This window comes from Stenotrophomonas sp. TD3 (assembly GCF_001939825.1).
Lineage (GTDB): Bacteria > Pseudomonadota > Gammaproteobacteria > Xanthomonadales > Xanthomonadaceae > Stenotrophomonas.
The window spans coordinates 985,204-1,007,000 of the sequence record NZ_MOYM01000001.1 but is presented as its reverse complement, the minus strand read 5'-3'; the positions used below and the strand labels follow the sequence as shown (position 1 = coordinate 1,007,000).

Genomic DNA, 21,797 nt, shown 5'->3' with positions numbered 1-21,797 from the left:
GTTCAACCGCCTCCATCAGGTTCGCCCTGCAGGTACGGGGCCAGCCTGCGCAGGGCAGCGCGCAGCAGCGGGGAGCGTGCGTGGATCGCGTGCCGGGTGGAGGTGAAGCGGGCGCCGAGCTCGGCCTTGATCCGCGAGTCGGTCCAGCCGGCCACGTAGTGGCTCAGGCCGTGCTGCAGCGCGTACTCGAGGTTGTGCATCCAGCTGACCGCGTACAGGTTGTGCTCGCGCGACTGCGGATAGGCCAGGCCGATGTACTTGTCCACCAGCTTGCCGGCATGCACGTAGCACAGGTTCCAGCCGATCAACTGGCCCTGGTGGCGGTACAGGAACATGCGTCCCTGGCCCAGGCTGTCGGCCAGCAGGTACTGGAAATAGGGCAGGTCGAGCTGGTCGAAATGCACCGCGCTCTGCGCGTACACGCCCAGGTACAGCGCATACAGTTCGGCCTGCAGCTGCGGGTCGGCCAGGGCCGGATCACCGGTGGCGATGCAGTCGATCTGCAGGTCATCACGCGAGCGCAGCTTGCGCCGGATGTTCTTGCGGCGCGAGGACGACAGGCGTCCGAGATAGCCATCGATCGAATCGAAATCGATGGCCACCCAGGCCAGCGGCATGCCTTCGAGTTCGACGAAGCCGCGTGCCAGCAGCGCCTGCAGGAAGGCACCGCTGTGTGCGTTGGCGGCGTCGTCCAGCAGCGGCGAATCAATCGCCAGGTCCTTGACCACCAGCAGCCGGGTATCGCCGATCGCGTGACGCGTCACGTCCTCGGCCAATGCCTCTGGTGCGACGTGCGCGGGCAGCGGGGTGTACTCGGTGCTGGTGGCACCGACGAAGCGGGTCTTCCAGGTGATCCAGGGCCGCCACAGGCGCGACAGCGGCAAGCCAAGCAGCTTGCCGCGCAGGTCGTCATCCATCGTGGTGGTCAGGTCCAGCGGCGCACGGAAGGTCGGCAGGCCGCTGGGAAGGCGGCCCGCCTCGAATCCGAGCGGCGGGTGGGCCAGGAAGCCCTCCAGCAGCGCGGCCGGTTCCAGCGCGGTGCTGGACGCGCGTGACGTCATCTCCATCGGCACGGGAACCGGCAGCGCATCGACCTCAGCCCTTGGCCTTGGTCAGCGCCTGGTCGAGCAGGGTGATCGCCAGGTCGATCTCTTCGTAGCTGATGTCCAGCGACGGCGCGAAGGTGATCACGTTCTTGTACCAGCCACCCACGTCGAGCACGAGGCCCATGCGCTTGCCGTCGTGCAGCAGGTCACCGGCCAGGCCGATGTCGACCATGCGGTCCAGCAGTTCCTTGTTCGGGGTGTAGCCGTCGGTCTGGCAGATTTCCGCACGCAGGGCCAAGCCCAGGCCGTCGACGTCGCCGATTTCCGGGTGGCGCTTCTGCAGGCCGCGCAGGCCGTCGAGGAAGTACGCGCCCTTTTCCGGCACGGTGCGCTCGTAATCCATTTCCTTGCCCAGCTTCAGCACTTCCAGGCCGAGGCGGGTGCCCAGCGGGTTGGAGTTGAAGGTGGAGTGGGTGGAACCCGGCGGGAATACGGTCGGGTTGATCAGCTCTTCGCGCGCCCACAGGCCCGACAGCGGGTTCAGGCCGTTGGTCAGCGCCTTGCCGAACACCAGCACGTCCGGGGTCACGCCGAAGTGCTCGATCGACCACAGCTTGCCGGTGCGCCAGAAGCCCATCTGGATTTCATCGACCACCATCAGGATGCCGTACTTGTCCAGCACGCGCTTGAGGCCGGTGAAGAAGTTGCGCGGCGGGATGACGTAGCCGCCGGTGCCCTGGATCGGCTCGACGTAGAACGCGGCGTACTCTGCCTGGCCGACCTTGGGATCCCACACGCCGTTGTACTCGCTTTCGAACAGGCGCTCGAACTGCCACACGCAGTGGTCGGAGTACTCGTCCGGGGTCATGCCCTTCGGGCGACGGAAGGGGTACGGGAACGGGATGAACATCGCGCGCTCGCCGAAGTGGCCGTAGCGGCGGCGGTAGCGGTAGCTGGAGGTGATCGACGACGCACCCAGGGTGCGGCCGTGGTAGCCGCCTTCGAAGGCGAACATCAGGCTCTTGCCGCCGCGCGCGTTGCGCACGATCTTCAGCGAGTCTTCAATGGCCTGCGCGCCGCCGACGTTGAAGTGCACGCGGCCGTCGAGGCCGAACTTCTCGTGCATGTCCACGGCAATGGTCTTGGCCAGCTGCACGCGGGTCGGGTGCAGGTACTGGCTGGCGACCTGCGGCAGGGTGTCGATCTGGTCCTTCAGCGCGTCGTTCAGGCGCTTGTTGCTGTAGCCGAAGTTGCAGGCCGAGTACCACATCTGCAGGTCGAGGTAGGGCACGCCCGCACCGTCGAACATATAGCTGCCTTCGCCGCGCTGGAAGATCTTCGGCGGGTCGACGTAGTGGACGGTGTCGCCGAAGGAGCTGTAGCGGGCTTCGTCGGCCAGCAGCTGCGCGTCGGAGGCAGCCGAATCGGCGTTCTTGTCAAAAATGTTCATGCAGTTCGGTTCCGTGAAGGACGTTCGAAAGGGGTAACGGGGGAGCGTGCCTGGAAGGGAGTACTCAGGCGGTGGCCAGCAGCAGGGGCAGTGCGGCGGGCTGCGGGCTGGCGTCGAGGCGACGTGGCTGCAGCAGGCTGCCATCGAGCAAGCGCGGCAACAGTGCGATTGCATCGTGGAAGGTATCGATGGCGGCATGCTCGATGCCGGCATTGGTGCAATGGGTGATCAGGCGGCGCTTGGCGAACACGAAGTCGGCATCCTCGGACACGCAGAAGTCCGAACTGCCGTCGCCGATCATCAGCACGCGCGGTGCTTCGTTGGCACGCGCCTGCGCGGCGCAGGTGCACTTGCAGGTACCGCTACGGCACCCTTCGGCCTGGTAGGGCGACTCCAGTTCCCAGTGGTCTTCGCACCAGCGCAGGTGGTTGGCCACCACCGGCAGCGGCGGCAGGCCATGGTTGGCGAGGATGCGGTGGATCGCATAGTCCAGGCCGTCGCTGGCGATGCGCAGCGGCAGGCCCAGCTGCTCGGCGCGGGTGACGAAGGCGGCGAAGCCCGGATCGATCTTTACCTGGTCCAGGTGTGCGTCGAGCGTGGCCGGGTCCAGCTTCAGCAGCCGCACCTGGCCCTGCATGCATTCACGCGAGCCGATCTTTCCCGACTTCCACTGGTCTTCCAGTTCCTGCCAGCCCGGCTGGCCGTACTTCTCCAGCAGCGAGTCGATGACATCTTCGAGGCTGATGGTGCCGTCGAAGTCACACAGGATGCTCCAGTGCATGGGCAGGTCCGTCGATGAGAAAGGCATCCGGCACGGTGCCGGGGCAGGCTCAATGTAGGCAGGCAGCCTTTCTCGTTCCTTTCCTGTTGAAAGGCTGCACTGCGGGGTGGGGAAAGTGTTCAGGAATCGAGTTTCCTGAATGGGCGCAATGCCCTGAAAACCGCCGTTTCAGGGCTGCGCAGCGGCCAGCGCCTGCAGGATCTGCGTGGTCTCTTCACGGGTCTGCCAGGCGCTGTTGCCGAGGGTCAGCATGCGTGCGGCGAAGTCGCGCGCGTTCGGCATGTCGTCCTGCGGCACGATGCCACGCAGGTAGGTGTAGTCGGGCAGGGCATGGATGAACATGCGGCTGGCACCGAGGCCACGCGGCCACAGGTCGTCCAGTGCGGCATCGCGCGCGCGCTGGCTGGGCAGCAGCAGCATCAGCATCGGCCAGGTGCCGCCGGTACCGGCCAGACCGTCGACCACCTCCACCGCCGGCAGCTGTGCCAGCTGCACGCGCAGCTGCAATGCGCGCAGGCGCCCGGCCTGCAGGAACGCCGGCAGCCGCCGTGCAGCATGGGCGCCGATGTTCTGCCGCCAGTGGCTGACCCGGTGCTGCGGGATGTCCAGCGGGAAAACGTCACCGACCGCTTCTTCCAGATCGCCGCGTTGCAGTGCGCTGCGCAGTGGATTGCCGTACACCAGCGACAGCAGCGAGGGGCGGTAGCAGGCGGCAAGGCCCAGCAGCTGCACGCTGCGAAGCAGCTCCCAGCGCAGGCTGAAACGCACCTGCTCGGCCGCGTGTTCGGCCAGCGCGGCACGCAGCTCGTCATCGCGGCTGACCAGCAGGCCGCCTTCGTGCAGGCTCAGCCCCTTGCCGGCGGCCAGGCTGAAGAATCCGATATCGCCACGTAGGCCGACGCTGCTGTTGCCGACCCGGGCGCCCAGCGCCTGAGCGGCATCTTCGATGACCCAGGCGCCGGCGCCACGTGCGATGTCGGCGGCCAGTTCAACATCGGCGATGCGCCCGCCCAGGTGCGTGGGCAGGATCGCCAACGTGCGTGCGTCGGCCAGGCGCGAGAGCTGTGCCGGATCAAAGTCGAAGTGGCCGCGGCGGGTATCACACAGCTGCACGCGCAGGCCGAGGCTGTGCACTGCGATCGGCACCAGCGGGCAGGTGTAGGCCGGCAGGATCACGGTATCGCGCTTGGGCGCACGCTTGCGCAGGGTGCGCAGTGCGATCAGCAGCGCGTGGGTGCCGGAACAGGTCAGCTGCAGCGGCGGTGTGCCGAGCTGTTTGGCCAGGATGTCACGCAGGTCGCCGCCACCGGGAAGGAAGTCGCTGGCCTGCATCGGCAGGCCGGCGGTCGGAGGCAGTTCGCGCGCGAACAGGCTCATCGCAGCCCGCTCACGAGGTGCTTTCGGCGGGGCTGTGCGGGTCATCCGCTTCGGCGCGGCCGAGGCAGACGATGCCGGCCACGATCAGCACCGCGCCCACCAGGTGGTGCAGGGTCAGCGGTTCGTTCAACAGCCACGCCGACAGCAGCAGCACACTGATCACTTCCAGGTGCGAGGCCGCGAAGGCAGGGCCGATCGGAGCGTGGCGCAGCAGGCTCATCCAGGTGAAGAACGCGCCGACGTAGCCGAGGATGGCACCGTATACCCACGGCTGCGACAGCACGCGCAGCAGCCAGGCGGTGTTGGCCTCGACCGGCAACGCGGCGTCACCGGCGTACTTGAAGCACAGCTGGGCCAGCGTGTCGAAGGCCATCAGCAGCGGAAAACCGATCACATACAGGCGCCTCATGAGCCCGCCCCCACCACCGCCACGCCCGCAGTGACCAGCAGCATGCCGGTCACCCGCAGCGGCGTGAGTTTCTCGCGGAACAGCAAGCGGCCGGCGATCATCAGCGCAACGATGTTGATCGAGCCCAGCAGCACGCCCTTGGACAGCGGTACCAATGACAGGAACGCGATCCAGGCGACGAATTCAAGCACGTAGCAGGCGATGCCGATCCACAGCCAGGGGCGGCTGAGCATGTGTTTCCAGCGTTGCAGTCCTTCGCCGTCCTGCGGGTCGCTGGCGGCGGCCTTGAAGGCGAGCTGGCCACCGGTATCGAGCACGACATTGGCCAGCCACAGCAGCGTGGCGAGTGCCCCCATCTCAGGCCACCGCCTTGAGGACGCCGCTGCGTTCACCGATTTCGGTGAAGAAGCGCGCGCTGCGGCGGATCACGTCGCGGCGTTCGCGGTCGATGGTGATCATGTGGTAGCTGTCTTCCAGCACCACCAGTTCCTTCGGGCCGCTGACCCGCGACATCACCAGCTCGGCATTGCCCATGCTGGCCACATCGTCTTCGCGGGCGTGCATCACCAGGCACGGCGCGGTGACCTGATGCAGGTGGCGACGGGTCCAGATGCTCAGGGCACGCATCTCGGCCAGCGCGTGCCAGGGGTTGCCCGGCAGGCCGGCAGCGGCGCTGTCGCCGGACAGCATGGCGGCGCTGACCTGCGCGCGCAGGCGCTCGTCACGCAGGCCGTACGGCGGTTCCTCCATGAACATGCGGTCGCGGCCGATGTTGAAGCGCTTGAACCACGGCAGCAGGAACGACAGGCGGGCCACGGCGGGAATGTTCCAGCCGTCGTAGCGGAAGGTGGCGCCATACACGCCGACGCCGGACACCCACTCGGGGCGGCGTGCAGCCAGCGCCAGTGACAGTACCGCGCCCATCGACAGGCCACCGACGAACAGCTGGTCGACCTTGCCACGCAGGCTCGCCGCCGCATCTTCCACGCCCTGGTACCACTGTTCCCAGGTGGTCGCCAGCAGGTCATCCACGGTGCCGCAATGGCCGGGCAGCTGCACGCCGTGCACGGTGAAACCGGCGTTGTTCAGGCCCTTGCCCAGCATGCGCATTTCCGCCGGGGTGCCGGTCAGGCCGTGGACCAGCAGCACGCCCTGCGGGCCACCGGGGAGGAAGAAGTCGTGCGATTCGGTCACCTGGCGGCTCCGGGACGGCAGTGGGGATGGTCAGGATCGCAAGCGCGATTTTCGCCAGCCTTTCAGCGCCCCGGTCCGGGTCAGGGGGCCTTCAGCAGGGGCAGCGTGATGGCGACCTTCAGGCCCCCACCGGCACGGTTGAGGAAGGTCAGGCGGCCGCCGAAGTGCTCCACCGCTTCGTGGGCGATGGCCAGGCCCAGGCCGGTGCCGCTGGCGGTGGTGCCGGGCGCGCGGAAGAAACGCTCGCCCAGCCGCGGCATCACGTCCTCGGGTACGCCGGGCCCGTTGTCCTCCACGTACAGTTCGACGTCATTGTCGTCCAGCGCATGCACGCCGACCGTGACGGTCGCATCGCGGCCGGCATAGCGCAGCGCATTGTCGATCAGGTTGTCCAGCGCTTCCTGCAGCTGGGCGCCGTTGCCGAGCACGCGCAGCGGATGGGGGCTGCCGCGGTAGCCCAGATCGATGCCATCGCGGATCGCTTCGGGCACGCGCATGCCGACCCACTGCGGCACCAGTTCGCACAGGTCCAGCGCTTCCACGGTATCGGGCACGGTCTGGGCCCGGCTCAGCGCCAGCAGCTGGGTGCTGACCCGCGCGGTGCGCTGGTTGAGCCGCCGGATGTGCTGCAGCGCCTCGCGCACCGTGTCCGGGTCACCATGGGCCAGTGCCTGGTCCACGTGCAGGGCCATGCCGGCCAACGGTGAGCGCAGCTGGTGCGCGGCATCGGCGATGAAGCGGTTCTGCAGCGTGATCATTTCCGCCTGGCGGGCAAACAGTCCGTCGATGGTGCTGATCAGCGGCTGGATCTCCTCCGGTACGTCGGCATCGGAAATCGGCGCCAGTTCGCCACGGCGCTGTGCCAGGCGAGTGGTCAGCGGGGTCAGGATGCGCAGGCCGTAGGTCACGCCGAACCAGACCAGCGCAGCGGTGCCCAGCGCCAGCATGGTCATCAGCGGGATGATGATCATCAGGATCTCGCGCGCACGCTGGCGGCGGTCGGCCATGCTTTCGGCCACGGTCACCGCCAGCTGGTCCTGCGGGTCGTTCATCGCCTGCGTGCAGACGGTGGCCATGCGCACCTGCTGGCCGTTGAGGTTGCCGTCGTACAGCGCCGGATGCACGCCGGTGCAGTCCTGCGAAGGGGCATACGGGCTGAAGTCCGCGTTGCCGCTGAGGGTGCCCTTGCGGCTGCTGTCGACGTTGAAATAGCGATGGCCGTCGGGGTCGTACTCGATCAGGAAACGCGCCTGGGGGGACAGGTCACTGGTCACCGGCATGGTGCTCAGCATCTGCGCGAACGAGTGCGTGTCGTCGATCAGGTTGCGGTCGTGGATGCGGTTGGAATAATCCAACGCAACGTAATAGGCCAGGATCGTATTGAAGGTGAGCAGGCCCAGCATCGGCAACGCCAGGAAGGCGAGCAGGCGCCGGCGCAGGCTGGGAGGGCCACTGATCACGGGGCGCTGTCGTCCTGCGCGTCTTCCAGCATGTAGCCCAGCCCGCGCACGGTGCGGATGCCCATGCCACCGGGTTGCAGCTTGCGGCGCAGGCGGTGCAGGGCGATGTCCAGGCCGTTGTCGGTCAGGTCCTGGCCCCAGTCGCACAGCGCTTCCACCAGCTGCGCGCGTGACACGATGCGCTCGGCGCGTACTGCCAGCGCCGACAGCAGGCCGAACTCGCGTGCGGTCAGTTCCAGCGACTGGTCGTCGATCCACACGCGGTGCCCGGCCAGGTCCAGGCGCAGGCGGCCGATGCGCAGGTCCGGATTGCCATTGCTGGTGACCCGGCGCAGCTGTGCACGCACACGGGCTTCGAATTCGTCCAGTGCGAACGGCTTGACCAGGTAGTCGTCGGCGCCGAGGTCGAGCACACGCACGCGCTCGGCCAGGCCGTCGCGGGCGGTCACCACCAGCACCGCCAGGCCATCGCCGCGCTGGCGCAGGCGTTGCAGCACGTCGCGGCCATCCAGTTGCGGCAGCCCCAGGTCCAGCACCAGCAACGCGTACTGGGTCGAGCCCAGTGCAGCGTCGGCGTGCGCGCCGTTGTCGACGTGGTCGACCACATGGCCCTGCCGGCGCAGCGAGGCGCACAGGCCGGAGGCAATGTCCGGGTCGTCTTCAGCAATCAGAACGCGCATGCGCGGGGGCTCCTGTAACGGTCAGGCCCAGCGGATGGACGGGGTGGGCCTCTCGGCTGCCGAGGGTAGCCGCAAACCGGGTGAAGGTGGAGCGCGCCGGTACCTCCCGGCACCGTCGCGCTGTCCCTCCATTCAGTCCTGCAGGCCCGGCTCACCCAGCGCCAGCGGTACCCGTGAACCATCCAGCAGGCCACGGCTGAGCTCGCCATCCTCGATGAACAGCAGTTCGCCGTTCTCGCCGTTCTTGATGCTGCTGTCGATGGCGATCACGCGGTTGCCATGGAAGCTGCTGACGTGCGGCATCGAGGTGTGGCCGACCACAATGCGCTTGAGCTGCAGGCGATCGAGCACGGCCTGTACACCGGCCGTGTCGAGGCGGCCATCGAAATAGCCGCGGTACCAGATCGGGCTGGTCTTGCCGTCATACAGCGGTGCGGTGGCCGGATCGGCCTTCACTTCGGCCTTGGGCAGGCCCAGCGAGGCCTGATAGGCCGCGTTGGTGCGTGCCGGGTCCAGCGCCAGCTGCACCGCCTCGGGCGAGATGCCACCGTGCAGGAACAGGGTATCGCCGATCTTCAGCAGCACCGGGCGGGTGCGCAGCCACTGCCCGATCACCGAGTCGGCGCCATACAGCTGCGGGTAGCTGCGGCCGAGCAGCTGGGCGCTGCGCAGGTACTTCGGGTTGACGTAGCGCAGGTCGTCGTACAGCACCATGGTTTCGTGGTTGCCAAGCACGAAGTGCACTGCGCCGCCGGCGGCGGCGGCCTGCTGCTGCAGGCCATACAGCAGCCAGAACGCCTCGGTCACCTGCGGGCCGCGGTCGAACACATCGCCGGCGATGACCAGGGTGTCCTTGCCCAGTGCCCAGCGGTCCTGCGCGTCGATGACCCGGTGGGCGCGCAGCAGGCGCACCAGCAGCCCGTACTGGCCATGGATGTCGGACAGCGCGACGATGCGCGGCGCGGCCGGCAGTACGGAGATCGAAGGTGCATTCGGCGCGGCCACATGCACGGTGTGCCCGTAGCCGCAGCGTGGGGCGATGTCGGTGCCTGCGGGCTGCGTGGCCAGCGTGCGCGACTCGACCTTGTCGTCGCAGATCCACTTGGCCTGCAGCTGCGTGCCCTCGCGGAATACATAGGGGCCATCGGCCTGCACGTGGTCGGCGGGCGCGGCAACGTCGCGGGCCTGCGTGGCTCCGGCGCTGCAGGCCAGCAGCGGCAGCAGCAGGGCGGTCATCAGGGAAGGGCGATAGCGCGGCATCGGCGGCGTCCGGCGGCGGAAACATCCGATGCTAACCGGCGCGACCGGATCGTGGTGTGCGCGAATGGGCGGATCAGGCGCCGCGCCCGTCGTCCTTGAGCTTGCGCACGCGGGTCGCGGCGGCCGGCAGGGGCTGACCGTCGCGCCCGTGCGGCTGCATGTAGGGCAGTGGTCGCCGCGTGCTGGATTCGATCAACTGCGAATGGGCTTCACCGGCGCCGAAGCGATGGCGTTCTCCCCACTGGCGCAGCGCGACCAGCAGCGGGAACAGTTCCTGGCCGGCGTGGGTGAGCACGTATTCCTGGTAGGCCGAGCCATCGGAGGCCGGTTGCAGTTGCAGGATGCCGGCCTCGACCAGCCTGCGCAGGCGATCACTGAGGATGTTGCGCGCCGCGCCCAGGCTGCGCTGGAAGTCGCCAAAGCGGGTGATGCCATCGAAGGCATCGCGGATGACCAGCAACGCCCAGCGGTCGCCGAGCAGGTCGGCGCTGCGGGCGACGGGGCAGGGACTGTTGGCGTGCATGCTGGGGCCTCCGGATGTGGTTGCAGTTTAAAACCAATGGCGATAGCCTGCATCAAGTTTCAAATTGCAACCACATCATGAGCGTTCCATTGATTTCCCGCCCATTGCTGATCCTGCTCGCGGTCGCGGCCGGCGCCAGCGTTGCCAACGTCTACTACGCGCAACCGCTGCTGGATCGGCTGGCGCAGGGCTTCGCACTGGACCGTGCCGTGGCGGGCGCAGTGCTGGCGGCAACCCAGGCCGGCAGCGTGCTGGCCTTGCTTGGCCTGCTGCCGTTGGCCGATCGCGGTGACCGGCGACGTCTGCTGCGGCTGCAGTTGATGGCGCTGGTGCTGGGCCTGCTGTGGCTGGCGGCTGCCCGGACTGCGGCATGGCTGTTGTCGGGCATGCTGCTGGCCGGCCTGCTGGGCACCGCGCTGACCCAGGGGCTGATCGCCTATACCACCACGCTGGCGCCGCCGGAGCAGCGCGGCCGCGTGGTGGGCGTGGTGCAGGGTGGCGTGTTCATCGGCCTGTTGCTGGCGCGCGTGGTATCGGGCGCGGTCGCGGCCACCATCGGCTGGCGGGCGGTCTATCTGCTGTCGGCAGCGATGATGGCGGCCTTGGCCGTGCTGTTGTGGCGGCACCTGCCGGCGGTGCCGGTACCGGCGGTACCGCCGCGCTGGTCCGCACTGCTGGGTTCGATGCTGGGCATGCTGCGCCGGGACCGCAGTCTGCGCGAGCGTGGGCCGCTGGCGTTGCTGCTGTTTGCTGGCCTCAACGTGTTCTGGGCGGCGGTGCCGATGCCCTTGTCGGCGCCTCCGCTGCAGTGGTCCACCGCGGCCATCGGTGCGCTCGGCCTGGCCGGCGTAGTGGGCGCATTGATGGCGGCGCGGGTCGGGTACTGGATGGACCGCGGTTTCGCCGATCGGGTCAGTCTTGGCGCGTTGCTGCTGATGCTGGCCGCGTGGTGGCCGCTGCTGGGCCTGCCGCAGTCGCTGTCGTTGCTGCTGCTGGGCGTGATCGTGCTCGACCTCGGTGGGCAGGCACTGCACGTATCGAACCAGGCGCTGCTGCTGCGTGCACCGGCAGAACAGCATGGGCGCCTGGTGGCGCTGTACATGCTGTTCTATGCGCTGGGCAGTGGTGCCGGTGCGGCTGCCGGGCCCTGGATGCAGGCCCGGCATGGCTGGCCTGCCGTGTGCCTGCTGGGCGCCGGCATCGCGTTGCTGGCATTGCTGTGGTGGGCCGCGTGGCGGGTGGTGGCGATGAAGGCAACGGCTGGTGCCGGTATCGGTAGTGCCGGATGTCGGTAGAGGCGACTGTTGGTCGACTGCACTTCCCGCGGATCGCGAAAAGCCCGCGCTGCGCGCGATAGTCGACTGGCAGTCGACTCTACCCCTCGGTTACCGTCCGCGCTGGATTACCGTTGCAGCGCACGCCGTCCCGGGGCTTCCTGCAGGTCCGCACTGGCCACCACCACGCGGTTGCGGCCACTGCGCTTGGCCTCGTACATCGCCGCGTCGGCACGTGCCATCAGCCGTTCGTAGTCCGGGTGGCCGTCATGGCCGGCCACGCCGATGCTGGCGGTCAGTGACAGCACCTGGCCATTGGCCAGTGCCACCGGCGAGTGTGCGATCTGCCTGCGCAGGCTCTCGGCGATCACCGAGGCCTGCGACTCGCTGGCCGCGACCAGCACCACCACGAATTCCTCGCCGCCATAGCGGAACAGGTAGTCGCTGCCGCGCGTGAGCTGGCCGAGCAGGCCGGCGACGTGCTGCAACGCGCGGTCGCCGGCATCGTGGCCGTGGCCGTCGTTGATCGCCTTGAAGTGATCCAGGTCGAGCAGCAGGAGCGAGAACGGTGTGCGGTTGCGCGTGGCCAGTTCGATCTCCCGGCGCAGCACGGTTGGCAGGAAACGGCGGTTGAGCAGGTTGGTCAGGGCATCGCTGCCGGCATCCAGTTCACCGATGCGCTCGAACAGCAGCGTCATCAGCGTGCGGATGGCGGCCAGGTCCTCGCGGATGGCCGGCAGCACGGCCAGTCGCTGTGCCGGGGCATCATGGCTTGCCTGTTGCAGGCTGCTGTCGATGCGGGCCATCAGCTGGCCGACCTGCTGGGTCTCGCTGCTCTCGCCGAAGCTGGGAATGCCCTTGTGGGTGAACCACAGGCCGAACTCCGATGTGGCCAGGCTGGCGCTGTCGCTGGCCTGCACATGACCGGCCAACGCGTAGAGCAGGGCGTTCTCCCAGTCCAGCAGCAGTGCGCGCTGGCGCTCGCGTTCGGTGCCGACGTTCTGCACCAGCGAGAACAGCCGGTACGCAGCATCGGCACGGGTGGAGCGCTCGCGGGCATGGGTGTAGGCCAGGGTCATGCCTTCCATGGCGATGTCCATGATCGCGCTGAGGCAGTCGATGGCGGCGAACGCAATGGCGCTGTCGGGCGCATCATCGCGCAGGCGCACGAACAACTCGTGCTTGAGCACGCGTGCGCCACGGGTCACCAGGTCGACCGGAATGCCGACCCGGGCATGCACGTCGCCGATCACCCGTTGCGAGGCGACGGTGGCAGCAATGCCGTCGGCATCGGTGGTCAGCAGCTGCACGAGCCAGCGCTGCATGGCCGGTTGCAGGCGCTGCTTGACCTGCTCGTGGGACAGGAAGCGGCGTGCACGCCCATCCTGCAGCAGCACTTCATAGAAGCGCTGGGCCAGCGCGGGCGGGGCGTCGATGGCAGCGGCGCGCAGCAGCGCGGTGGCGGCGGGGCCGGCCTGTTGCAGGCAGTGCTGCCAGGCTTCGGCCAGCGGCTGGCTGGCATCGTCCAATTGGGGTGGTTCCACGTCGATCTCTGACTGCGTACGGCAAACCACGGGTATCGGCCGTGGCGGCATACGGTTGATGGCAGGTTAGCCGGCCAGTTTACGCGCGGTGCAGGGTTGCACGGTGCGCAAAGCACATCGGCGTCGCTGCGGCAATGAGTGAACGCATTTGAGAATCACTCGCATTAATGGGAGAATGCGCGCACGGATCGGGCCGCAGGTGACTGCGGGACTGCTCCGCCTCCCCCTCGTCGTTGCCTCAAGCCCTTTGCCAGAGGCCCCGTTGCCCTGCCAGAAGGTCCAGATCATGTCCCGAGCCGTTGTCCTTTCGCCGCGCCCGCTGGCGCTCGCCGTTGCCGCCCTGCTGGCGGGCAGCGCCCTGACCGCCCAGGCCGAAACCGACGCCACCGATATCGACACGGTGCATGTCACCGCCTCGCAGATCGCCCGCCAGGCGTTGGGCACTTCGACCATCACCGCCGAGGACATCGCCAAGCGCCCGCCGGCCAACGACATCGCCGAACTGCTGCGCACCATGCCGGGCGTCAACCTCACCGGCAACAGCGCCTCGGGCCAGTACGGCAACAACCGCCAGATCGACCTGCGCGGCATGGGCCCGGAGAACACGCTGATCCTGGTCGATGGCAAGCGCATCGGTGCGCGTGACGCCGTGCGCATGGGCCGTAGCGGTGAGCGCAATACGCGCGGCGATACCAACTGGGTGCCGGCGGAAATGATCGAACGCATCGAGGTGCTGCGCGGCCCGGCGGCGGCGCGCTATGGCTCCGGTGCATCCGGCGGCGTGGTCAACATCATCACCAAGCGCCCGACCGGCGACCTGACCGGCGCGGTCGATCTGTACGGACTGGTGCCCGAGCACAGCGCCGAAGGCGGCAGCGAGCGCGTCGGCCTGCAGCTCAGTGGGCCGATGACCGACACCCTGTCGTTCCGCCTGTACGGCAACCTCAACAAGACCGACGCGGACTCGCTGGACCTCAACCGCCAGTACGCGACCAACCCGAACGCGGTGCCGCCGGCTGGCCGCGAGGGCGTCAAGAACCGCGACGTCAACGCGTTGCTGCGCTGGGACATCACCGCCGACCAGGTGGTGGAGTTCGAAGCCGGCACCAGCCGCCAGGGCAACATCTACGCCGGTGACCGCGCCGTCAGCACCACCGGCACCTCGACCGGCATCGACCTGGCCGCCCTGGCCGAGGGCGAGGCGGAAACCAACCGCATGTACCGCAATACCGGCGCGATCACCCATCGCGGACGCTGGGGCGATGTGACATCGCGGGTGACGGCCGCAGTGGAAGCGGTGAACAACTCGCGCATCAATGAAGGCCTGGCCGGTGGCCCGGAAGGCAGCTTCAACGGCACCGACTGGTCGACCTCGCGCCTGCGCAACTACCAGCTGGATGGCGAAGTGAGCTTCCCGACCACGCTCGGCGGCGCCGAGAACATCTGGACGCTGGGCTTTGAATATCTGGACAGCCGCCTGACCGACCCGTATTCGATGAGCCAGTCCAGCAGCAGCGGCGGCGGCTTCCCGGGGCTGTCGGCCGACCGTGCGCGCGGCAAGGCCGATGCACAGACCACCGCTGTATTCGTGGAAGACAACATCTATATGGGTGAGCGCTGGATCGTTACCCCGGGCCTGCGTTTCGACCGTCACAGCCAGTTCGGCAACAACACCAGCCCCAGCCTCAATGCGCAGTTCCGCATCAACAGCGACTGGGTGGTGAAGGGCGGCATCGCGCGTGCGTTCAAGGCGCCGAACCTGTACCAGTCGAATCCGGACTATCTGTACTACACCCGCGGCCTGGGTTGCCCGAATGCACTGCCGAGCCTGGGGGCCGGCTGCTACATGCGCGGCAATGCGGACCTGAAGGCCGAAACCAGCATCAACAAGGAACTGGGCATCGAGTGGGCGCCGCAGAGCGGCTGGCAGGCGTCGCTGACCTACTTCCACAACGACTACAAGGACAAGATCCAGGCCGGCTACGACCAGATCGGCCTGACCGCCGATGGCCGCGGTCGCATCTTCCGCTGGGAGAACGCGCCGAAGGCGATCGTGCAGGGGCTTGAAGGCAACCTGGTGATTCCGCTGCTGGGCGAGCAGGGCAGCCGCCTGAAGTGGAGCAACAACTTCACGTACATGGTGGAGAACGAGAACAAGAGCACCGGCCAGCCGCTGTCGGTGATCCCGAAGTACACGATCAACACGATGCTGGACTGGCAGGCCACCGACAAGCTGTCGGTGCTGCTGACCGGCACCTTCTACGGCAAGCAGAAGCCGGCCACCACCAACATCAACAACGATCCGCGCTGCACCGGCAGCTGCGATGCGTCGATCGCACTGCAGGACCGCGGCGCCTACAACATCTGGGGCGTGAGCGCGCGCTACAAGGTGACCGAGACGGTCAGCTTCGGCTTCGGCGTGAACAACCTGGCCGACAAGCGCCTGTTCCGCGAGGCCAACAGCAGCGATGCCGGCGCGGCGACCTACAACGAGCCGGGCCGCGCGTACTGGGCCAGCCTGCGCTTCGGGTTCTGACCGCACGCGGACGTCGGTCCGCTGCGTTCGCCAGGCGTGGCCTGGCGCTGCCGGCCACGCTCCGGTAGCGCCGGGCCATGCCCGGTGAGGGACCGCGTGGCCTGCAATGTTATAAACACCGTAATAGTCTCCCCCGCCAGCACGGCGTAGCCTGCACCGCATCGCAAAGGAGCTGTTGCCATGGGCCACGACCACGATCACCTGCCATCCGAGATCCGTCACGAGAAACCCTTGTGGTGGGCACTCGGCCTGACCTCCACCTTCCTCGTCGTCGAAGTGGTGGGCGCGTTCTGGACCAACAGCCTGGCGCTGCTGTCAGACGCCGCGCACATGGCCACCGATGCGCTGGCGCTGATGATCGCGCTGGTCGCGGTGCGGCTGAGCCGGCGCCCGCCGGACGCGCGCCGCACCTACGGCTACGCACGCCTGGAAGCGCTGGGCGCGATGATCAACGGCGCCATGCTGTTCGTGGTTGCCGCCTACATCCTGTGGGAGGCGGTTGGTCGTTTCCGCGAGCCGCAGGAGATTGCCTCCTCCGGCATGCTGGTGATCGCCGCCGCGGGCCTGGTCATCAACCTGATCTCGATGCGCCTGCTGCAGGCCGGCAGTGGCGAGAGCCTCAACGTAAAGGGCGCCTACCTGGAAGTGTGGGCGGACATGCTCGGTTCGGTGGCGGTGATCGCCGGCGCGTTGCTGATCAAGTGGACCGGCTGGAAGCCGATCGACCCGATCCTGGCGGTACTGATTGGTTTGTGGGTACTGCCGCGCACCTATGTGCTGATGCGTGAGGCGATCAACGTGCTGCTGGAGGGCGTGCCCAAGGGCATGGACGTGGCCAAGGTGCGCGACAGCCTGTCCGGCCATGCCGCCGTGCTGGACGTGCATGACCTGCACGTGTGGGCGCTGGCCTCCAGCACCCCGGCGCTGACCGCGCACATCGTGATGCGCGACGGCACCGATGCCGATGCGCTGCGCCGTGAGCTGGGCGGGCGCCTGCACGATGACTTCGGCATCGAGCACGTGACACTGCAGATCGAAGCGGACCACTGCGGCGAAGCCTGTGGTGAGCCGGCGCCGGCCAAGGGCGGCGAGCACGAGGGCCATGAAGGGCATGACCACGGCGAGGACGCGCAGGGCCATCGCGGCCACGTGCATCGTTGATCGAGGATGACGACCGCGCCGGGCGGTGCCCGGTGCGGTCATTCGTCGCGCCGCGAGGCCAGCCGGTCCGCCAGCCGGGTCGGCTCCGGCAGCCGGTAACCGCGCAGCGTGCGCTGCACCCAGTCCAGCGCGGTATCCGCACTGACCCGATGGCCACCGGCCACGAACAGCGGCTTGCAGCGCAGCTTGCTGCGCAGCACCCAACCCAGTTGCTCATCGCCATCCAGCAGCGGCGTATGTGCGCCGGCCTCGGCGCCCGGTTCGACGAACCGGCCCACCAGCTTCGACTTGGCCACGCCGATGCTCGGCAGGTCGGTGACCACACCGAGGTGAGCGGCCACGCCCAGCCGGCGCGGGTGGCTGATGCCATGGCCATCGACGAACACCAGGTCCGGCGCGCGCGGCAGCAGCGCCAGCGCGGCCAGCAGTGCCGGCAGCTCGCGGAAGCTGAGCAGGCCGGGGATATAGGGCATCACTGTGGGGATGCGCGCGATCTCCTGCACCACGGGCTGCAGCGTCTCCGCGTCCAGCAGTACCGCCGCGGCGCGGGTGATGGCGCCGCCGTCTTCAAAGCCGACATCCAGCCCGGCCAGCCAGCGCACCGTGCGTGGCAGGCGGTCCTGGCGCTCCGCGCGGCCGGCCAGCTGGATCTGCTGCTCGCGGGCGGCGGCGACGCTGCCTTCCCAGCGCCCGGGGTCGATCATCGTATTCATTGGTCACAGCATCGCATGCGCGGTGCCACGGCCCGGTGAGCGGCGCCCGGGGCTACAATGGCAGCCTGCCTTTCCTCGCGTTGGAGACCCTGCAGTGACCCGTAAACTCGTACTGTTGCGCCATGGCCAGAGCCAGTGGAACCTGGACAACCGCTTCACCGGCTGGGTCGATGTCGACCTGACCGAGCAGGGGCGCCGGGAAGCGGCCGCCGCGGGTCGCCTGATGCGCGAGGAAGGCCTGCAGTTCGACGTCGCCCATACTTCCGTGCTCAAGCGCGCCATCCACACCCTGCAGGGTGCACTGGCCGAGCTGGAACAGGACTGGCTGCCGGTGAACAAGTCCTGGCGCCTCAACGAACGCCATTACGGCGGCCTGCAGGGCCTGGACAAGGCCGAGACGGCTGCCAAGCACGGCGAGGAGCAGGTCAAGGTGTGGCGTCGTTCCTACGACATCCCGCCGCCGCCGATGGAGCTGGAAGATCCGGGCCACCCGATCCATGACCGTCGCTACGCCGGCCTGGACCGCAACGCGCTGCCGGGCACCGAATCGCTGGCGACCACGCTGGACCGCGTGCTGCCGTACTGGCACGACGCCATCGCGCCGCAGCTGAAGGACGGCAAGACCGTGCTGGTCACTGCCCACGGCAACTCGCTGCGCGCGCTGTACAAGTACCTCAACAACGTGTCGCGCGAGGAAATCCTCGAGCTGAACATCCCGACCGGCATCCCGCTGCTGTTCGAACTGAACGACGACCTGACGGTGCAGTCGTTCCGCTACCTGGGCGACCCGGAAGCGGCGCGCAAGGCCGCTGAAGCCGTAGCCAACCAGGGCAAGGCGAAATAAAACAAAAGGCCGGCTCAAGCCGGCCTTCGCTTTTGTAGAGTCGAGCCATGCTCGACTGACGCTGTCACACCCCAGTAGAGCCACCCCATGGGTGGCTGCATATGCGAGCTACGAAGGACCCAACAGACGCGCCTTCGGCGGCTGCAACGCAGCAATGTCGATGACGTGGTCCTGGCATATCACCTGGTAATGCGTGAATGGGCCCGGGTAACGGGTATCAGCGAAGGTGGCACGGTCCAGATAATCGAGGAATTTCGAACGGCTGTAACGGCGGAACAGGTTGCCGCTCCAGGCTTCGGAGTCGTCCCAGCTCTGGTAGGACTCGTTGTGCACGGTGTAGCTGATGTAGGCGTTCCAAACCAGCTCGAACCGCTGCGAATGGGAAGTTGTCTCTATCGCGCGCACGCCCTCGATCGAACGTCCATTGCCGAGGTCCACTGGGCGAGGCTCTCCTGTCACCTGTCCCTCTTCGATGACCAGCCGCAGACAGTTGGCCTCCGGTTCGCCAATATCCGTCAGGAATAGATACTCGCAAGTGTCGAGGGCCAGTAGCAGCGCAGCGTCGTCCATGGGCGCGATATCCGGTGATCGGGAAGATAAGAATACCGGTGTGCAGTTGGTTGGCGACTCCACGGGCTCGTGACCTTTGGCCGGTCCCCAGCCCCGTTCCCCCGGCTACCCTGTGAAATTACCCGCAGGAGAGCCTCATGAACGTCCGCAACCTGGTCCCGCTGGGCCTGACCATCGCCATCGCTGCCTCGCTGGCGGCCTGTGGCAAGAATGAAACCGCGCCGGCGGCCAGCGCCGACGCCAAGCCGGCCTTCGACCTGTCGCAGATCAAGACGCCGCTGATCTCGCTCAACAGCGCCGATCTGGATCCGGCCATTTCGGCCTGTACCGACCTCAATGGCTTCGTCAACAGCAAGTGGCTGAAGGCCAACCCGGTGCCGGGCGACCAGACCACCTGGGGCAGCTTCGAGATCCTGCGCGAGCGCTCGCTGGAAGTGCAGCACACGCTGGTGCAGCAGGCCGCCGCCAGTCAGGCCAAGGCCGGCTCGGTGGAAGCCAAGATCGGTGACATCTGGAAGACCGGCAACGATGAAGCCAAGATCGAAGCCGCCGGCCTGGCGCCGCTGCAGCCGCAGCTGGACAAGATCACGGCGCTGAACGATACCGCTGCCATCACCCAGTACCTGCGCGACAGCCAGGCCGAGGGCAAGGGCGTGCTGTTCTCGCTGTTCGCCAATGCCGACTACAAGGATTCGGCCAACGTCATCGCCTATGTCGGCCAGGGCGGCCTCGGCCTGCCGGAGAAGGGCTATTACTTCGACGACGCGCAGGCCAAGATCCGCGACGCCTACGTGGCCTACATCGCACAGGTGCTGACCCTGTCCGGCGTGGACGCGGCGCAGGCGGCCGAGCAGGCCAAGGCTGTGATGGCCTTTGAAACCCGCCTGGCCAAGGCCTCGATGTCGCGCATTGAAATGCGTGACCCGGCCAAGCGCTACAACCCGCTCAGCGCGGCCGACGCCGACAAGCTGACCCCGAACTTCAGCTGGACCGCGCTGTTCGACACCCTGAAGGTGCCGGCCGCGCAGAAGTTCTCGCTGGCCCAGCCGGGCTTCTTCGGTGAAATGGACAAGATGCTGGCCGACGTGCCGGCCAGCACCTGGCAGGCCTACCTGCGCTTCCACACCATCGACGACGCCTCGCCGTACCTGAGCAGCCAGTTCGAGAAGGCCAACTTCGATTTCTATGGCACCACCCTGCGTGGCCAGAAGGAAATGCAGCCGCGCTGGAAGCGCGTGCTGGAGTCGGTCAACGGTGGCATGGGCGAAGCCCTGGGCCAGCTGTATGTCGATGCCGTGTTCCCGGCCGAATCCAAGGTGGCCATGCAGCACCTGGTGGAAAACCTGTCGCAGGCGCTGAAGGCGCGCCTGGAGCAGCTGCCGTGGATGGGCGAAGAAACCAAGAAGAAGGCACTGGAGAAGTGGGCCAGCTTCACCCCGAAGATCGGTTACCCGGACAAGTGGCGTGACTGGGCGGGCCTGCAGACCAACGGCGACAGCTACCTGGGCAACATGCAGGCGGCACGTGCGTTCAACTACCGCTACATGCTGGACAAGATCGGCAAGCCGGTGGACAAGACCGAGTGGGGCATGACCCCGCAGACCGTCAACGCGTACTACAACGCCACCAAGAACGAGATCGTGTTCCCGGCGGCGATCCTGCAGGCACCGTTCTTCGACGCCAAGGCCGATCCGGCGCTGAACTACGGCGGCATCGGTGCGGTCATCGGCCACGAGATGATGCACGGCTACGATGACTCGGGCAGCCAGTTCGCCGCCAACGGCAACTTCGACAACTGGTGGACCGATGCCGACCGCAAGGCCTTCACCGAGCGTACCGACCAGCTGGTCGCGCAGTTCGACGGCTATGAATCGGTGCCGGGCGTGTTCGTGAAGGGCAAGCTGACCCTGGGCGAGAACATCGGCGACCTGGGTGGCCTGACCGTGGCCTACGACGCGCTGCAGATGGCGCTGAAGGAAGACCCGAAGGCGAACGTCGAAGTGGACGGCCACAGCCAGGACCAGCGCTTCTTCATGAACTGGGCCACCGTGTGGCGCCGCAACTTCACCGATGGTGAGCTGCGCGTCCGCCTGAACACCGACCCGCACGCCCCGGCCAACTTCCGTGCCAACGGTGCGCCGTCGAACATGCCGTCCTATGCCGCTGCATTCCAGTGCAAGGCCGGCGACGCGATGGTGCGTGCCGACGACAAGCGCGTGGTGATCTGGTAATCGATCATGCGTGATGCGTGATGCAGAAGGCCCGGCAATTGCCGGGCCTTTTGTTTGAGCGGTTGGTGGCGCCGGGCGGTGCCCGGTGGATCTCAGGCCAGCTCCGGCTCCCGCGCCAGCATGCGATGGAAGCGCTGCAGCACGTAGGGGTCCACCAGCCCTCCAGACTGCGCTTCGATGATCCGCAATGCGGCTTCGTGCTCCATCGCGTCGCGGTACGGGCGCACGCTGGTCATCGCATCGTAGGCATCGGCGATGGTGACGATGCGCGCGCCCAGCGGGATGGATTCGCCGCGCAGCCCATCGGGATAGCCGCTGCCATCGAAGGCTTCGTGGTGGGCGCGGATCAGTCGCGCCACGGGCGCGGCGTCGCTGCGGCCAGTGGCCAGGAAGATGTGTTCGCCGCGCATCGGATGCTCGCGCATGATCGCGCGCTCCTCATCGGTATGCCGGCGCGGTGCCAGCAGCACATCGTCGGGAATGCCGATCTTGCCGATGTCGTGGAAGCGCGCGGCCAGGCCGATCTGCGCACAGGCCTCGTCATCGAGATCGCAGTGCGCGGCCAGGCGCTGCGCGAACAGGCCGACGCGGTCGCAGTGGTGGCGGGTGTAGGCGTCGCGCATCTGCAGCGACATCGAAAGGGCATCGATCAGGCAGGCCTGCGCGTGCAGCAGGTCGGGGGCGGGTACGGCGTCAGGAAACATGGTCATCCGCCCGCACCGGGTGGGGACCGGTGCGGGGTAT

General features: G+C 67.5%; 20 protein-coding genes. 5 read left to right on the top strand and 15 right to left on the bottom strand.

Annotation, left to right across the window (positions count from 1 at the left end; genetic code table 11):
* Positions 1–2: 2 nt before the first annotated feature.
* From BKE09_RS04765 to BKE09_RS04715, 11 genes are all read right to left on the bottom strand, one after another.
* The gene (locus BKE09_RS04765; protein WP_075674986.1) at positions 3–1,067 is read right to left on the bottom strand and encodes a GNAT family N-acetyltransferase; all 1,065 of its coding nucleotides are present in this window, start codon (positions 1,065–1,067) and stop codon (positions 3–5) included.
* 28 nt (positions 1,068–1,095) lie between these two features.
* Positions 1,096–2,496, bottom strand: coding sequence for an aminotransferase class III-fold pyridoxal phosphate-dependent enzyme (locus tag BKE09_RS04760; RefSeq protein ID WP_014036434.1), 1,401 nt, complete (start codon positions 2,494–2,496; stop codon positions 1,096–1,098).
* A 64-nt stretch (positions 2,497–2,560) separates the two neighbouring features.
* Complete coding sequence (locus BKE09_RS04755; RefSeq protein WP_075674985.1) at positions 2,561–3,277, bottom strand: MtnX-like HAD-IB family phosphatase; 717 nt, start codon at positions 3,275–3,277, stop codon at positions 2,561–2,563.
* A gap of 168 nt (positions 3,278–3,445) precedes the next feature.
* Complete coding sequence (locus BKE09_RS04750; protein ID WP_075674984.1) at positions 3,446–4,654, bottom strand: DegT/DnrJ/EryC1/StrS family aminotransferase; 1,209 nt, start codon at positions 4,652–4,654, stop codon at positions 3,446–3,448.
* A 10-nt stretch (positions 4,655–4,664) separates the two neighbouring features.
* Positions 4,665–5,063, bottom strand: a complete 399-nt coding sequence (locus BKE09_RS04745) for a DMT family transporter (protein ID WP_075674983.1) — start codon at positions 5,061–5,063, stop codon at positions 4,665–4,667.
* Complete coding sequence (locus BKE09_RS04740) at positions 5,060–5,419, bottom strand: EamA family transporter (RefSeq protein ID WP_075674982.1); 360 nt, start codon at positions 5,417–5,419, stop codon at positions 5,060–5,062. Before BKE09_RS04740 ends, BKE09_RS04745 begins: the two co-directional genes overlap by 4 nt.
* A 1-nt stretch (position 5,420) precedes the next feature.
* On the bottom strand, positions 5,421–6,257 hold the full coding sequence (locus BKE09_RS04735; RefSeq protein WP_075674981.1) for an alpha/beta fold hydrolase: 837 nt from the start codon (positions 6,255–6,257) through the stop codon (positions 5,421–5,423).
* An 80-nt stretch (positions 6,258–6,337) separates the two neighbouring features.
* Positions 6,338–7,717 carry an ATP-binding protein gene (locus BKE09_RS04730; protein WP_075674980.1) on the bottom strand — a complete coding sequence of 460 codons (1,380 nt, stop codon included), beginning with the start codon at positions 7,715–7,717 and terminating at the stop codon, positions 6,338–6,340.
* Positions 7,714–8,397 (bottom strand): response regulator, encoded by a 684-nt coding sequence (locus tag BKE09_RS04725; protein ID WP_008265770.1) that lies wholly within the window; start codon positions 8,395–8,397, stop codon positions 7,714–7,716. Before BKE09_RS04725 ends, BKE09_RS04730 begins: the two co-directional genes overlap by 4 nt.
* Before the next feature lie 132 nt (positions 8,398–8,529).
* Positions 8,530–9,657 carry a metallophosphoesterase gene (locus BKE09_RS04720; RefSeq protein ID WP_075674979.1) on the bottom strand — a complete coding sequence of 376 codons (1,128 nt, stop codon included), beginning with the start codon at positions 9,655–9,657 and terminating at the stop codon, positions 8,530–8,532.
* A 73-nt stretch (positions 9,658–9,730) separates the two neighbouring features.
* Positions 9,731–10,180 carry a helix-turn-helix domain-containing protein gene (locus tag BKE09_RS04715; protein WP_075674978.1) on the bottom strand — a complete coding sequence of 150 codons (450 nt, stop codon included), beginning with the start codon at positions 10,178–10,180 and terminating at the stop codon, positions 9,731–9,733.
* Positions 10,181–10,257: 77 nt separating this feature from the next.
* Between BKE09_RS04715 and BKE09_RS04710 the strand changes: the two genes are divergently transcribed.
* The gene (locus BKE09_RS04710; protein WP_075674977.1) at positions 10,258–11,475 is read left to right on the top strand and encodes an MFS transporter; all 1,218 of its coding nucleotides are present in this window, start codon (positions 10,258–10,260) and stop codon (positions 11,473–11,475) included.
* Positions 11,476–11,582: 107 nt separating this feature from the next.
* Here the strand turns inward: BKE09_RS04710 and BKE09_RS04705 are convergent, their stop codons facing one another.
* The gene (locus BKE09_RS04705) at positions 11,583–12,998 is read right to left on the bottom strand and encodes a GGDEF domain-containing protein (protein WP_075676574.1); all 1,416 of its coding nucleotides are present in this window, start codon (positions 12,996–12,998) and stop codon (positions 11,583–11,585) included.
* A 286-nt stretch (positions 12,999–13,284) separates the two neighbouring features.
* Here BKE09_RS04705 and BKE09_RS04700 point away from each other — a divergent pair, with 286 nt between their 5' ends.
* Together BKE09_RS04700 and BKE09_RS04695 are read left to right on the top strand one after the other, a co-directional pair.
* Positions 13,285–15,534 (top strand): TonB-dependent siderophore receptor, encoded by a 2,250-nt coding sequence (locus tag BKE09_RS04700; protein WP_075676572.1) that lies wholly within the window; start codon positions 13,285–13,287, stop codon positions 15,532–15,534.
* Positions 15,535–15,714: 180 nt separating this feature from the next.
* Positions 15,715–16,695 carry a cation diffusion facilitator family transporter gene (locus BKE09_RS04695; RefSeq protein WP_046983236.1) on the top strand — a complete coding sequence of 327 codons (981 nt, stop codon included), beginning with the start codon at positions 15,715–15,717 and terminating at the stop codon, positions 16,693–16,695.
* A 38-nt stretch (positions 16,696–16,733) separates the two neighbouring features.
* Here BKE09_RS04695 and nfi read toward each other — a convergent pair whose 3' ends face one another.
* Positions 16,734–17,408 carry a deoxyribonuclease V gene (nfi, locus tag BKE09_RS04690; protein ID WP_075674976.1) on the bottom strand — a complete coding sequence of 225 codons (675 nt, stop codon included), beginning with the start codon at positions 17,406–17,408 and terminating at the stop codon, positions 16,734–16,736.
* Positions 17,409–17,502: 94 nt separating this feature from the next.
* Here nfi and gpmA point away from each other — a divergent pair, with 94 nt between their 5' ends.
* Positions 17,503–18,252, top strand: coding sequence for a 2,3-diphosphoglycerate-dependent phosphoglycerate mutase (gene gpmA / locus BKE09_RS04685; RefSeq protein ID WP_005408679.1), 750 nt, complete (start codon positions 17,503–17,505; stop codon positions 18,250–18,252).
* A gap of 108 nt (positions 18,253–18,360) precedes the next feature.
* Here the strand turns inward: gpmA and BKE09_RS04680 are convergent, their stop codons facing one another.
* Positions 18,361–18,822: a hypothetical protein gene (locus tag BKE09_RS04680; protein WP_075674975.1), complete on the bottom strand. Its 462-nt coding sequence runs from the start codon at positions 18,820–18,822 to the stop codon at positions 18,361–18,363.
* A 137-nt stretch (positions 18,823–18,959) separates the two neighbouring features.
* On the opposite strand from BKE09_RS04680, the gene BKE09_RS04675 reads away from it, so the two are divergent.
* Positions 18,960–21,053: a M13 family metallopeptidase gene (locus tag BKE09_RS04675; RefSeq protein ID WP_014036450.1), complete on the top strand. Its 2,094-nt coding sequence runs from the start codon at positions 18,960–18,962 to the stop codon at positions 21,051–21,053.
* Positions 21,054–21,145: 92 nt separating this feature from the next.
* Here BKE09_RS04675 and BKE09_RS04670 read toward each other — a convergent pair whose 3' ends face one another.
* Positions 21,146–21,763: an HD domain-containing phosphohydrolase gene (locus tag BKE09_RS04670; RefSeq protein ID WP_075674974.1), complete on the bottom strand. Its 618-nt coding sequence runs from the start codon at positions 21,761–21,763 to the stop codon at positions 21,146–21,148.
* Positions 21,764–21,797: the final 34 nt, after the last annotated feature.